10 protein-coding genes are annotated in these 13,235 nt (G+C 73.1%); 7 read left to right on the top strand and 3 right to left on the bottom strand.

From position 1 onward, the window contains the following. Positions 1-7: 7 nt before the first annotated feature. Positions 8-628 (bottom strand): class I SAM-dependent methyltransferase, encoded by a 621-nt coding sequence (locus DV20_RS07455; RefSeq protein ID WP_043777623.1) that lies wholly within the window; start codon positions 626-628, stop codon positions 8-10. A 74-nt stretch (positions 629-702) separates the two neighbouring features. Here DV20_RS07455 and folC point away from each other — a divergent pair, with 74 nt between their 5' ends. Further along, on the top strand, positions 703-2,358 hold the full coding sequence (folC, locus tag DV20_RS07460; RefSeq protein ID WP_043777626.1) for a bifunctional tetrahydrofolate synthase/dihydrofolate synthase: 1,656 nt from the start codon (positions 703-705) through the stop codon (positions 2,356-2,358). 29 nt (positions 2,359-2,387) lie between these two features. Further along, complete coding sequence (locus tag DV20_RS07465) at positions 2,388-2,744, top strand: DUF4233 domain-containing protein (RefSeq protein ID WP_051735831.1); 357 nt, start codon at positions 2,388-2,390, stop codon at positions 2,742-2,744. A gap of 104 nt (positions 2,745-2,848) precedes the next feature. Here the strand turns inward: DV20_RS07465 and DV20_RS07470 are convergent, their stop codons facing one another. After that, on the bottom strand, positions 2,849-3,760 hold the full coding sequence (locus tag DV20_RS07470; RefSeq protein WP_043777632.1) for an SDR family oxidoreductase: 912 nt from the start codon (positions 3,758-3,760) through the stop codon (positions 2,849-2,851). Positions 3,761-3,849: 89 nt separating this feature from the next. On the opposite strand from DV20_RS07470, the gene DV20_RS07475 reads away from it, so the two are divergent. Then, complete coding sequence (locus tag DV20_RS07475; protein ID WP_043777634.1) at positions 3,850-4,419, top strand: TetR family transcriptional regulator; 570 nt, start codon at positions 3,850-3,852, stop codon at positions 4,417-4,419. A gap of 22 nt (positions 4,420-4,441) precedes the next feature. Here the strand turns inward: DV20_RS07475 and DV20_RS07480 are convergent, their stop codons facing one another. Then, a complete protein-coding gene (locus tag DV20_RS07480) occupies positions 4,442-6,799 on the bottom strand; it encodes a penicillin acylase family protein (RefSeq protein WP_043777636.1) in 2,358 nt (785 codons plus the stop codon). Positions 6,800-6,920: 121 nt separating this feature from the next. Between DV20_RS07480 and DV20_RS07485 the strand changes: the two genes are divergently transcribed. From DV20_RS07485 to DV20_RS07500, 4 genes are all read left to right on the top strand, one after another. Next, complete coding sequence (locus tag DV20_RS07485; RefSeq protein WP_043777639.1) at positions 6,921-8,468, top strand: alkaline phosphatase D family protein; 1,548 nt, start codon at positions 6,921-6,923, stop codon at positions 8,466-8,468. A gap of 121 nt (positions 8,469-8,589) precedes the next feature. Then, positions 8,590-9,000 carry a nucleoside-diphosphate kinase gene (gene ndk, locus DV20_RS07490; protein ID WP_043777641.1) on the top strand — a complete coding sequence of 137 codons (411 nt, stop codon included), beginning with the start codon at positions 8,590-8,592 and terminating at the stop codon, positions 8,998-9,000. A gap of 117 nt (positions 9,001-9,117) precedes the next feature. Further along, positions 9,118-9,831, top strand: a complete 714-nt coding sequence (locus tag DV20_RS07495; protein WP_043777644.1) for a maleylpyruvate isomerase family mycothiol-dependent enzyme — start codon at positions 9,118-9,120, stop codon at positions 9,829-9,831. A gap of 123 nt (positions 9,832-9,954) precedes the next feature. Further along, positions 9,955-13,230, top strand: coding sequence for a phosphodiester glycosidase family protein (locus DV20_RS07500; protein ID WP_043777823.1), 3,276 nt, complete (start codon positions 9,955-9,957; stop codon positions 13,228-13,230). Positions 13,231-13,235: the final 5 nt, after the last annotated feature.

The raw sequence follows: 13,235 nt of genomic DNA on the forward strand, positions 1-13,235 counted from the left end.
AGTCGGGTCACCCGTCGCCCTGTTCACGGTAAGTGATCAGAGTGCGCCAGAACAGCAACGGCCGGACCGTGCTGCCGGGCAGCAGCCGGGCCGACTCGCGGCGCAGCTCGGCCAGCGTCGGGTAGTCGTCGGCGATCGGGGCCTTCGGGCCTTCGTCGGGGCCGCCGTTCAGCCGTTCGCCGGCGTAGACGACCAGCCGCGCGAGCGCGTTGACCGGGACGGCCGCGAGGGCCAGCGCCCAGTCCGCGGGCGTGCTCGGTCTCGCCAGGCCGAGCACCACGAGCACGCCGCCCGGCACCAGCGCGCGGCGCAGCTTGGCGACCGTCCCGAACGGCATGTGGTGCAGCGACGCCAGGCACGAGATGTAGTCGTAGTGCGCCTCGGGCAGGGTGTCGGTGGTGACGTCGGCCCGCCGGTAGACGATCTCGCCGGGGCCCGGCGACCCCAGTCCGGCCGCGGCCTCGACCATCGCCGCCGAGACGTCGACCGCCTCCACGGCCATGCCGGTCGCGGCCAGCCGGCGGGCGAACCGGCCGGTGCCGCACCCGACGTCCAGCGCGATCCCCGGTCCGGGCGGCAGCAGGTCCAGCAGCAGCGGGTGGTAGTGGTCGTTGTGGTTGAACGGCATGCGTCGAGAGTGCCACCTCCGCCCGCACGTAGACTCGCGTGAGCAAGCCGAAACCCCAGGCCGGAGGAGATTCAGTGCCGCAGGATGAGACAGGTCGCAAGCCGGACCTGTCGGATCTGGACAGCTTCGCGGGCGTCGACGAACTGGGGACGTCGGGGTACGAGGAGTCCGACGACCACGACCCGGAACTGGACGTCCGGGACACCGCGTTCGAAGCCGGCGGCGGCTCGCGCGGCGGGATCGGCGGGGTCGGCCAGCTCGGCGACAACCTCGCCACCGGCCCGGTGCCCGACCTCACCGTGCCCGAGGACGTCGAGCTGCACGAGCTCGACGACCAGGGCGAACAGGTCGAGTACGGCGACCCGGACGGCCCCGAGGCGCGGCGCGAGCTGATGGTCGTCGAGGCCGAGCTGAACCAGCGCTGGCCGGAGACGAAGATCGAGCCGTCGCTGACCCGCATTGCGGCGCTGACGCAGCTGCTGGGCGAGCCGAACCGCGGTTACCCGGTGCTGCACGTGGCCGGCACGAACGGCAAGGGCTCCACGGCCCGGATGATCGACGCGCTGCTGACCCGGATGGGCCTGCGCGTCGGCCGCTACACCAGCCCGCACCTGCAGCTGGTCACCGAGCGGATCGCGCTCGACGGACGGCCGATCTCCGCCGCGCGCTACGCCGAGCTGTGGAACGACATCGCGCCGTACGTGTCCATGGTGGACGGTGCCGCCGCGGACGGCGTCGCGATGAGCAAGTTCGAGATCCTCACCGGGATGGCGTTCGCCGCGTTCGCCGACGCGCCGGTGGAGGCCGCGGTCCTCGAGGCGGGCCTCGGCGGCGCCTGGGACGCCACGAACGTCGCGGACGCCGACGTCGCCGTCATCACCCCGATCGGCCTCGACCACGTCGAGTACCTGGGGCCCGACGCGGTGAGCGCGGCGCGCGAAAAGGCGGGCATCATCAAGCCCGGCTCGGTCGCGGTGATCGGCGAGCAGGACCCCGAGGTGCTGAAGGTGCTGCTGGAGCGCGCGGTCGAGGTCGACGCCGCGGTCGCCCGAGCCGGCAGCGAGTTCGGCGTGCTCGAGAAGGAGATCGCCGTCGGCGGCCAGCTGCTGAAGCTGCAGGGCCTCGGCGGGGTGTACGACGACATCTTCCTCCCGCTGCACGGCGCCCACCAGGCCGCGAACGCCGCGCTGGCGCTGGCCGCGGTCGAGGCGTTCTTCGGCGCGGGCAAGGACAAGCAGCTGGTGGTCGAGGCGGTGCGCGAGGCGTTCGCCGAGGTCGAGACGCCGGGACGGCTCGAGCGCGTCCGCGCGGCCCCGACGGTGCTGCTCGACGCGGCGCACAACCCCCACGGCGCTCGCGCCCTCGCGACGACGGTGTCCGAGGAGTTCGCCTTCCGCCGCCTGGTGGCGGTGGTCGGCGTGATGGCCGAGAAGGACGCCCACGGCATCCTCGACGCGCTGGAGCCGGTGGTGTCGGACATCGTCGTGACGCGCAACTCCTCGCCTCGTTCGATGCCGCTGGAGGAGCTGAACGAGCTGGCGATCTCGGTGTTCGGCGAAGACCGGGTGGTCGCCGAGACGGACCTGGAGACGGCGATCGAGACGGCGATCGCGCTGGTGGAGACCAACGACGACCCGGAGGAGCCCCTGGCGGGCGGCGGCGTGCTGGTCACGGGCTCGGTGGTGACGGTGGGCGAGGCGCGCACGCTGTTCGGGAAGGAGCCGGCGTGAGCCCGGAACCGCCCAAGCCGAAGGACCCGATGAAGGGCTTCCGCGGCGTGATGTCGGGAACGCTGATCATGGAGGCGATCACGGTCGCCCTGGCGCTGCCGGTGGTCAACAAGCTCGGCGGCGGGATTTCCACGGGCACCGGGTGGACGGTCATCGCGGTGGCGGTGCTGCTGATCGTGACCTGCGGGTTCGTCAAGCGCGCGTGGGCGGTGCCGGTGATCCTGGCGTTGCAGGTGGTGCTGATCGCGCTCGTGTTCTGGCTGCCGGCGATCGCGGTGCTGGGCGTGATCTTCCTGGCGGTGTGGCTGTGGCTGCTGTGGCTGCGGCGTGATGTGGCGCGGCGCATGGCGGCCGGGACGTTGGCGAGCCAGCAGCCCCAGCCGTGACACTTCGCCTCCCGCCGGAACTCGCGTGACGGCGGCGGCGACCGCGAACCCGGCCCGGTGACTCCCGGCCACCGGCACCGGGCCCTACCTCAGCGCGAGAACCCTCAGGGTGCGGCGACCTCGTGCAGGTAGTCGCCGTTCGCCACGTCGTCGAGCAGTGCCGGGTGCCGGGGCGACCAGCCGAGCAGTTCCCGCGTGGCCGCGCTGGAGGCGGGCGCGTCCGTGCCGTAGGCCTTGGCGAGGAACGGACTGACGAAGTGCGTGGCGGCTTCGTCGGGGGTCAGGGAGACCACGGGCAGACCCAAGCCGCGTCCGATCGTCTCGGCGATGCTCCGGAACGGGACGTTCTCGGCCGTCGCGTGCAGCACGCTGCCCGCCGGAGCCTCCTCCAGGGCCAGGCGGAACACGACCGCCGCGTCGAGCCGGTGCACCGCGGGCCACCGGTTGGCGCCGTCGCCCACGTACGCCGACTTGCCGGTCTTGCGCGCGGTGTCCACGAGCATGCCGATGAAGCCGTGGTCCCGCGGCCCGTGGACGGTCGGCGCGAGCCGGACGACGCTCGCCCGCACACCTTGCCCGGCGAAGGCCAGGCACGCCCGCTCACCCGCGATCCGGAAGGCGGCGAACCCCGCGGGGTCGGGCTCGTCCCGCTCGGTGCTTTCGCGGCCGGCCGGCATGACCAGCGTGCCGGAGGTGCTCACGAACGGCTTGCCCGAACCGGCCAGGACTCCGCCGAGCGTTTCGATCGCCGTCCGGTCGCGGCGCATCATGTCGTCGAGATCGCTGAAGTCGCCGCCGAACGCCATGTGCAGGACACCTTCGGCGGCTTCGGCGCCCGCGCGCAGGCTGCCGAGATCGTCGAGCGAGCCGGGGTGTGGCGCGGCGCCGAGCGACTCGAGCCGCGCGGCGGCCGCGTCCGATCGCGCCAGGCCGGTGACGGTGTGGCCGGCCGCGATCAGTTCGGCGACGACGGCGGGGCCGGTCAGGCCGGAACCGCCGGTGACGAAGACGTGCATGGACTCTCTCTTCCCCGTAGTGACAGTGACTGACGCTACCGACTGTACCGCGTAGTGTCAGCCACTGTCGCTACGGGTAAGCTGCCGGGGTGCCACGCAGCGGAGAAGAAGCGCGCCGCCGCCTCCAGCAGGCGGCCTTGGAGCTGTACGCGGAGCACGGTTTCGACCGGACCACCACGGCCGAGATCGCCGCACGGGCCGGCGTCACCGAGCGCACGTTCTTCCGGCACTTCCCGGACAAACGCGAAGTGCTCTTCGACGGCGAAGCCGCCCTGCGCGCGGACCTGACCCGATCGGTGGCCGACGCGCCTGACGGCCTGCCGCCGCTGGACGTCCTGATCCGCGCCTTCCGGAAGGCCGGGCGGATCGTCGAGCGCAACCGGCCGTTCGCCGAACCCCGGCTGGCGGTCATCGCCGCGACCCCGGCGCTGCGGGAGCGCGATCTGGCCAAGGCCGCGGCGATGGCCGATGCCCTGGCGGCGGCGCTGCGCGAGCGGGGAGTCGACGACCGGCTCGCCGCCCTGGCCGCCCACGTCGGCTGGATCACCTTCCACCACGCGGCCGGCGCGTGGATCGAAGAAGCCGCGCGCAGCCTGGACGAGCACCTCGACGAGGCCTTCGCCGATCTTCGCGCGCTGTCGGTGGAGACGAGCGGCTGAATGCCCGCCTCCACCGAGGACGTCAGCGCAGCACGACGATCCGCAGCGCGGGCGAGCGCAGGATGTCGCCCTCGCAGAACCGGCCCTTCACCCACTCGCCCCGGCTGTAGAGCTTCGTCTGGTCACTGAAGTACGGCGACGCCGGGTTGGCCGACTGCGAATACGTCAGCAACGTCGAGGTGTCCGGACATCCCCTCCCGCTGAACCCGACCACCTGGATGAAGCTGGAGCCGTGCGCGACCTCGGCGTTGCCGCGTGCCGGGTCCCACACCGGTGTCATCACGTTGAGGACGCCCAAGAATCCCTGTGCCCCGTGGATCGGGATGCGGTCGCCGTTGCGTGTGACGGCTTGGCCGTCGCGCAGCCGTGCGTCCGGTGCCAATCCTGCCGCCCGCAACTCGGCAATGGCGTCACCGAACGCCTTCCGCACGCCCGCGTCACCGACGTTGAGCGTGTTCGGCGTCGTGAGCGGGGCCTTCGGGTCGAACGGCACGGTGAACCGGTCGACCCCGCCGAGCCGCATGCCGAACCGCTGGAACAGCAGCGAGCCGCGGCTGTCGAGCGAGTACGTGTGATCCCAGTTCGCCAGTGCGGCGCACGCCGGGCCGACCGGGACCGGGCCGGACGACGACGGCGCCCGCCCGTCCGGGAACGACGCGCACAACTTCGCCAGGTCCGCCGCCGCCAGGTCGGCGAACAGGCTGTGGTCGGCGAAGAGCATCTTCTTCATCGAGTCCGTGCTGAACTTGTTCGCCTCGGCCGTGAGCAGTGCTTCGCGGGTGCGTGGGGAACGCTCGGTGTCCTGATCGCCGACGATCCGCGGAAACCCGGTGAGCGGAGCGCGGGCGTTCGCGAGCCAGGCGCTGTCGTTGGCGTTCAGCTCGTAGTCGCGGCGCTGCTGCTGCGGCAGCTGTGACGGCGCGAAGATCCCCGGCTCGAGTGCGCCCGGGTCGGAACCCCACTGGCAAGCCGATCGTGAACCGTCCAAAATGGCCAGTCCGTCGCCGGCGAGCGTCTGCTGCCCGATCGGCGTGCTGCAGGTGCGGGCCAGTTCGTCGGTGACGTGCGGGACGACCTGGATGTCGGCGTAGAGCGCGTTGCCCGCCCGGTCGGTCGCGATCGTGTTCACCCACGGCACGCCCTGCGTCCTGCTGATCGCGCGGACGACATCGGCGGTGCTGCGGGCCTGGTCGAGCTCGAACCACGTGTTCAACCCGCGCAAGTTGGTCGCGTTGGCGTCTCGCAACGCGTACGCCGACTTCGCCGTCCACGGCATGGGGATTCCGCCGACGTCGTCGAGGACCGGGCCGTACCGCGTCGACCAGAAGGTCCGGCGGACCGGCTCCAGCGAGCCGTCGGCCTGGCGCACCTGGACCGTGACCTCCCGGGAGGTCATCTTCTCCGGCTTGCCGTCGACCACGTACGTCGTCGGGTCGCCGGCCGCGAGCGGCACCTCGAACAGGCCGAACGTGACCGGGGTGGACACCGTGTGCGTCCAGGCCGCGTCCGCGGTGTGCCCGATCATGACGAACGGCATGCCGAGCAGGCTCGCCCCGGCGACGTCGACCCGGCCGGGGATGGTCAGCTGGCTCTGCCAGAACCGCCGTCCGTCGTGCCACGGGTAGTGCGGGTTGCCGAGCAGCACGCTGCCCTTGCCCGCTGTGGTCCCGTCGGCGCCGACGGCGATGCCGTTGCTGCCGAGCCCGCCCTGGCCGAGCCCGTCGCGCAGGCTCGCCGACAGCTGGGCGGCCGTGCCCGGAGCCGGCGACGGCGCACCGGACGGCGGTGCCGCGAACAGCCCTTCGGTGACGAAACCCAGGCCACCGGTGACGGCGATGGAGTAGAAGTGCCGGTAGAAGTCCTGCTCGGTGATCGGCCGGACCCAGCCGGCGCCGCGGCAGGCCGGGTCGGTGATCCCGGACCGGCCGGTGCGCGCCAGGTAGGCGTTGTACCCCTTGACGTAGCCCGCGACGATCTGCCGGACCTCGGGCCGCGGCCCCTGCGGCGCGGGCTGCGCGACCAGCCTGTCGACCACACCGGAGTCGTTGAGCTGCTGGAAGAACAGGTCGCTGTGCAGGTTGTTCTTCGCCTCGGACAGCGACGGGTAGCCCTCGCCGTCCGGGCCGAAGTACCGCGACCGCTGCGCGCTCACCGTGACGTAGATCTTCGCGAGCTCGCAGACGTTGTCGGTCGCCGCCGCGTAGCCGTACCCGTAGCCGAGGCCCGCGAAGTCCTTGGCGACGATGTGCGGGATGCCGTGTTCGGTGTAGCGCAGGACGGCTTTCGCGCTGTCCTCCCCGGCCGCCGCGACGCCGGTACAGAGCGCGGTGACCGAGAGCGCGGCCGCGAAAACGGCCAGCGCCTTCCGGATGTGCGTCATTCGTACCCCCTTGTCGCCACCAAGCTACCGACGGCGATCACGTCCGGGTATGGGGGAAAACCCCAGTCTTCGTTCACCCGCGCGCAAGCCGCCGTTGGCCGCGGCGGGATAGAAACCCCGCATGACCGAACACTCCCGCCGCACGCTGCTCAAGGCCGGGTTGACCGGCGCCTCCGCGGTCGCCGCCGGCCTCGTCGTGCCGTCCACGGCCTTCGCCGCGGTGCCGCTCGTCCGCGGCGACCGGCCGGTGCTCACCCACGGCGTCCAGTCCGGCGACGTCACGCCGGGCTCGGCGATCGTCTGGTCCCGCGCGGACCGGCCGTCGCGCCTGGTCGTCGAGATCGCGCGGGACCCGTCGTTCCGGCACGCCCGCCGCGTCCCCGGCCCGCTGGTGGGCCCGGACAGCGGCGGCACCGGCCGCGTGCGCGTCGCGGCCCTGCGGCCGGGCACCGAATACCACTACCGCGTCACCGCCGAAGCCCTCGACGGACGCGCCACGAGCGAGCCGCTGACCGGCCGGTTCGCTACCGCACCGGTGGGCCGCCGCGACACGCGGATCGTGTGGTCGGGCGACGTCGTCGGCCAGAACTGGGGGATCAACCCGGCCCTGGGCGGCATGACGATCTTCTCCGCGATGGCCGCCCGCTGCCCGGACCTGTTCCTGCACAGCGGCGACACGGTGTACTCCGACGGCCCGCTGACCGAAACCGTGGCCCTGCCCGGCGGCCGGACCTGGCGCAACGTCGTCACGCCCGAGAAGTCGAAGGTCGCCGAAACCCTGGACGAGTTCCGCGGCCAGCACGCCTACAACCGCCTCGACGACAACTTCAAGCGCTTCGCCGCGCAGGTGCCCGCCTACGTCCAGTGGGACGACCACGAGGTCCTGAACAACTGGTACCCGGGCAAGATCATCGACAACCCCGCCTACACCGAGAAGCGCGTCGACGTCCTCGCGCCGCGGGCGTACCAGGCGTTCCACGAATGGCACCCGATCGACTCGCGCCGGGCCGTCGACGGCCGCGTCTACCGCAGCTTCGGATACGGCTCGCGCGTCGAGGTCTTCGTCCTGGACATGCGGACCTACCGCAACGCCAACACCGCGGACCAGACCAAGCCCGGCTACATCCTCGGTGACGCGCAGGCCCGCTGGCTCGCCGACGCGCTCGGCCGCAGCACGGCGACGTGGAAGATCGTCCAGGCCGACATGCCGCTGGGCCTGGTCGTCCCGGACGGCGCGAACATCGAAGCCGTCGCGAACAACCTGCCGGGCGCGCCGGGCGGCCGGGAGACCGAGCTGGCGTGGGTGCTGCGGGAGATCCAGCGCCGCCGCGTCCGCAACGTCGTCTGGCTGACCGCCGACGTGCACTACACGGCCGCGCACCACTATTCACCCGACCGGGCGGCCTTCCCGGACTTCGACCCCTTCTGGGAGTTCGTGTCCGGGCCGTTGAACGCGGGCGCGTTCGGGCCGAACGCCCTCGACCCGACGTTCGGCCCGCAGGCGGTGTTCGTGCACGCCCCGCCGGCGGCCAACACGTCGCCGATCGACGGCTTCCAGCACTTCGGCGAGCTGAACGTCGACGGCGCGAGCGGCGACCTCACGGTGGACCTGCGCGACGCGACCGGGGCGTCCCTGTGGTCGAAGACGCTGCACCCGGCGGGCCGCTGAGCAGGGTCGGCTAGGCTCGCGCGCACCGAAACCCACCGCACCAACGGCATCCGGGGCTTCGCCCCGAGCCGGGGCGCCGCCGGCCGGACCCCCGAAAACAGCATTAAGGAGAAACACCGTCGTGACTGAACGCACGCTGGTCCTGGTCAAGCCCGATGGCGTCGCGCGCGGCCTCGTCGGCGAGGTCGTCTCGCGGATCGAGCGCAAGGGCCTCAAGCTCGCCGCGCTGGAGCTGCGGACCGTTCCGCAGGCGCTGGCCGAGGAGCACTACGCCGAGCACAAGGAGCGTCCGTTCTTCGGCGACCTGCTGGAGTTCATCACCTCGGGCCCGCTGGTCGCGCTCGCCGTCGAGGGCCCGCGCGCCATCGCCGCGTTCCGCCAGCTGGCCGGCGGCACCGACCCGGTCGAGAAGGCCACCCCGGGCACCATCCGCGGTGACTTCGCGCTGGAGACCCAGTACAACCTGGTCCACGGCTCGGACTCGCCGGAGTCGGCCGAGCGCGAGCTGAAGCTCTGGTTCCCGGACCTGTGATGCTGTGACATCCGGGCCTTCGCCCCGGGCCGGGGGCTCCGCCACCCGGACCCCCGAAAAGCTCCTGAACCGGGGCCACGACCGCGTGGCCCCGGTTCCCCGTTTCCCGGAGATCCCATGACGACGATGCCGTTCGCGCCGCGCGACTACGTCCCGGTGCTGGCCGAGCTGACCGGCGCGTTCGCCGAGACGCTGCGCACGGCCGACCCGGCCGCGGCGGTGCCCGACTGTGCCGGCTGGACCGTCGCCGACCTCGCCACGCACCTGGGCAACGTGCACCGCTGGGCCGCGACGATCGTCCGCACCGGCGAAGTGCACCCGCAGGACTTCGCCGTGGGCGCGGACGCCGACCTGGTGTCGTGGTACGCCGAAAGCGCGCGGATCCTGCTCGGCGAGCTCGACGCCGCCGACCCCGCGGACCCGTGCTGGCACTTCGCCGGCACCGGGAAGACCAAGGCGTTCTGGTTCCGCCGTCAGGTCCACGAGACCGCCATCCACCTCGCCGACCTCGGCAGTGACCACCTGCCCGAGCCGGCCGTGGCCGCGGACGGCGTCGACGAGGTGTTCTCGGCGATGCTGCCGCGCGTGACGCGCTGGCACGCCGTGCCGCGGTTGCCCGGGCCCGTCACCCTGCGGGCCACCGACACCGGCGACGTCTGGACCGTGCACCCCGGCGAGCCGCCCGCGCTCGGGCCGGCCGTGGCGGCGGGGGCGAGCATCGAGGCTCCCGCGCGCGATCTCCTGCTGCGTCTGTGGAAGCGCACTGGACCGGACCCACGCGCCACCGGCGCCGCCGCGGAAACCCTGCTCGCCGCGCCGATGACGCCTTGATGGTGTTCTAGACCATTCAGGCGGCGTTCACCGGGAAGCCTTCCGCCGGCCGTGCCGCTGCGCTGTGCTGGTCCGGCTCACGCTCACTCGATACTGGGGTACCCGGTGAAGAAGTCACGCACGCTGCTGCCGTTCGTCGCCCTGTTCGCCACCGCTTTCGTCGTCCCCGCCGATCGCCTCGATGCTCCGCTCGGCACGCCGCCGGTCGAGGCCGCGCCCGCCGCGTCGTCGGCCCACGAGGGCCCGGCCGCGTTCGCCGCCGCGGACCTCGATGACGGGCTCGTCACCGGCAGCGCGACCACCGAGGTCGCGCCCGGCCTGAGCCTCACCCAGTTCGACCGGTTCGACCCGGCCGGCTGGATCCGCGGCGACACCCTCGCCGTCGACCTCGGCAGCAAGGTGCTGAAGCCGGCGTACCTGAGCCCCGGCACGGTTTCCGCGCGCACGCCGCTGTCGCAGCAGATCGCGCGAGCCGGCGCGGTGGCCGGCGTCAACGGCGACTTCTTCGACATCAACGCCACCGGCGCGCCGATCGGAGTCGGCATCGACCGCGGGCAGCTGCAGACCGCGCCCGCCGCGGGGCACAACCTCACCGCGTCGATCACCGACGCGGGCAAGGCCGCGCTGGCCTCCGTCTTCCTCGAAGCGAGCGTGACCCTGCCCGGCGGTACCGCGCGGGCGACCCACTTCAACAGCCCGGTCCTGGACGCGGACGCGATCGGCGTCTACACGCCGCTGTGGGGCGCTTCGAGCCGCCGGACGTCGGTCGCGGGCGCCTCCCGCGTGCGCGAGGTCGAAGTGCGCGACGGCGTGGTCACCGACGTGCGCGAGCAGCCGGCGGACGGCCCGATCGCGGCGGGAACGACGGTGCTGCTGGCCCGCGAAGCCGGGGCGGACGTGCTCGCCGCGCTGCGACCGGGTGACGCGGTCGGCGTCGGCTACGCGCCGCGTTCGGACGCCGGGAAGATCGCGGTCGCCGTGGGCGGCAACAAGGTCCTCCTCCGCGACGGCGTCGTGCAGCCGGTCGACGACGTGGCCATGCACCCGCGGACCGCGGTCGGCTTCTCCGCCGACGGCCGGAAGCTGTGGCTGGCCACCGTCGACGGGCGGCAGGCCGACAGCCGCGGGATGACCGAGCTCGAACTGGCGCGTCACCTGAAGAGCCTCGGCGCCGACGACGCCATCAACCTCGACGGCGGCGGCTCGTCGACGCTCCTGGCGCGCAACGAGGGCGAAGCCGCGCCGAGCGTCCGGAACTCGCCGTCCGACGGCGGGGAACGCCTGGTGCCCAACGGGATCGGCTTCGCGACCGTGCCGGGCAGCGGCAAGCTCACCGGGTTCGCCCCGGCGCCGTCGGTGGCGGCGGACGGCGCGAACCGCGTTCTCTCCGGCCTGACCCGGCACCTGGTCGCCGACGGCCACGACGAGACCGGCGCCGCGGTGGCCGCCGACCCGCACTGGACGACGTCGGATCCCCGGCGGGCGACCGTGACGCGCGGAGTCGTCACCGGGCACACCGCGGGCGGTGTCGACGTCGTCGCCCGTTCCGGCCGCGCGTCCGGGAAGACGGGGCTTTCGGTGCTGGGCCGGCCGGTCCGGCTCGGCACGAGCACCGAGCAGGTCGCGCTGTCGGGCGTGGGCGCGCGAAGCACCTTCAAGGTCTACGGCTACGACGCCGACGGCTACGGCACCTGGCTGGAGCCCGACGACGTCAAGCTCGACTACGACCACTCGGTCGTGCGGGTCGAGCCGTCCGGCGACGGCTACACGGTGACGGCGCTGACCGCCTCCGGTGCCACGGCGATCACCGCTTCGGCGGCCGGCCTGGCCACGCACCTGGCCGCGTCGGCCGGCACCGTGGCGCAGGTGGCGTCGCCGCTGGACGGCCCGGCGGGCTGGGCGGCGACGGTGTTCCCGGCGGTCGTCGGCGCGGCGCTTTCCGCGGCGCCGGGCCGCGACGGCGGTGCCGGGCTCGCGCTGGACTACCGGCTGACCGGCACGACCGCGACGCGCGCGGCCTACGTGACACCGTCTTCGCCGCTCCCGGTGCCGCCGGGCACGCAGAAGATCGGGCTGTGGGTGAACGGTGACGGCCAGGGCGCGTGGCTGCGGGCCGAACTGCGCGACGCCGCGAACGTGGCGTCCATTGTGGACCTCTCGCTGAGCGTGGACTGGACGGGCTGGCGGTACGTCACGGCCGCGGTCCCGGCCGGGCTGCCCGCGGGACAGCGCCTGACGCGCTTCTACGCCGTCGAGAACGTGCCGGACCAGCAGTACGAAGGCCGGCTGGTGTTCGACGACCTGACCTACGAGGTGGCGCCGACGACGGCCGTGCCCGCCGATCCCGCGCCGCACGACCCGGCGCTGGTCACCGACGGCGTTCTGGCGGGCGGCCTGCGGGTCGCGGTGGTCAGCGACGCCCAGTTCACCGCGGACGACCCGGCGGGGCCGCTGGTCGGCCAGGCGCGGCGGGCGCTGCGCGAAGCCGTCGCGGCGCACCCGGACCTGGTGCTGATCAACGGCGACTTCGTCGACCGCGGCACCGCGCCGGACTTCGTGCTGGCCCGGCAGGTGATCACCGAGGAGCTGGGCGAGCTGGTGCCCTGGTACTACGTGCCGGGCAACCACGAGGCCGAAGGCGGCAACGGCCTCGCGAACTTCCAGGCCGCCTTCGGCGTCACCCACCAGGTCGTCGACGTGCACGGCATCCGGCTGGTGCTGCTGGACTCCTCCCGCGGTTCGCTGCGGGCCGGCGGGTTCGACCAGGTCCGGATGCTGCGGTCGGCGCTCGACGCCGCGGCGGCCGACCGCTCGGTGCGCGGGGTCGTCGTCGCCATGCACCACCCCGTGAAGGACCCCAGCCCGACCGGGAACTCCCAGCTCGGCGACCGGAAGGAGGCCGCGCTGCTGACGCAGTGGCTGACCGGGTTCGAGCAGGCCTCCGGCAAGCCGGCCGCCGCGGTGGCCTCGCACGCGGGCGTGTTCTCGCTGTCCCGCGTCGACGGGGTGCCGTACCTGGTCAACGGCAACTCCGGCAAGGCACCGGCGGCCGCACCGGGTGACGGCGGGTTCGTCGGCTGGACGCTGCTGCGCGTGGACCCGGCCGACCGCGCCCAGCCGGTGCGCTTCGAGACGCGGCCCAACGTCGACTCGCTTTCGCTGAGCGGGCCCTCCGCACTGACGCCGGGGGCTCGCGCGCAGGTGCGTGCTTCGGTCCGGCAAGGGACTCGTGACGTGCCGGTCGCCTACCCGGTGAGTGCGGACTGGACGGTCACCCGGGGCGTCGTCGCGTTCGACCCTTCGACGGGCGTGCTGGCGGCGCTGCGGCCGGGTGTCGCGCGGCTGTCGGTCACGGTCAACGGCGTCACGCGGTCGCTGGTCGTGACGGTCCGCGGCTAATCCGT

Origin of the sequence: Amycolatopsis rifamycinica (assembly GCF_000695625.1) — a bacterium.
Lineage (GTDB): Bacteria > Actinomycetota > Actinomycetes > Mycobacteriales > Pseudonocardiaceae > Amycolatopsis > Amycolatopsis rifamycinica.

Bases quoted from the DNA above. Each gene is read 5' to 3' on its own strand.
- DV20_RS07485 (WP_043777639.1), top strand. From the start codon at position 6,921: ATGACCGAACACTCCCGCCGCACGCTGCTCAAGGCCGGGTTGACCGGC.
- DV20_RS07495 (WP_043777644.1), top strand. From the start codon at position 9,118: ATGACGACGATGCCGTTCGCGCCGCGCGACTACGTCCCGGTGCTGGCC.
- DV20_RS07480 (WP_043777636.1), bottom strand. From the start codon at position 6,799: ATGACGCACATCCGGAAGGCGCTGGCCGTTTTCGCGGCCGCGCTCTCG.
- DV20_RS07455 (WP_043777623.1), bottom strand. From the start codon at position 628: ATGCCGTTCAACCACAACGACCACTACCACCCGCTGCTGCTGGACCTG.
- DV20_RS07470 (WP_043777632.1), bottom strand. From the start codon at position 3,760: ATGCACGTCTTCGTCACCGGCGGTTCCGGCCTGACCGGCCCCGCCGTC.
- DV20_RS07465 (WP_051735831.1), top strand. From the start codon at position 2,388: ATGAAGGGCTTCCGCGGCGTGATGTCGGGAACGCTGATCATGGAGGCG.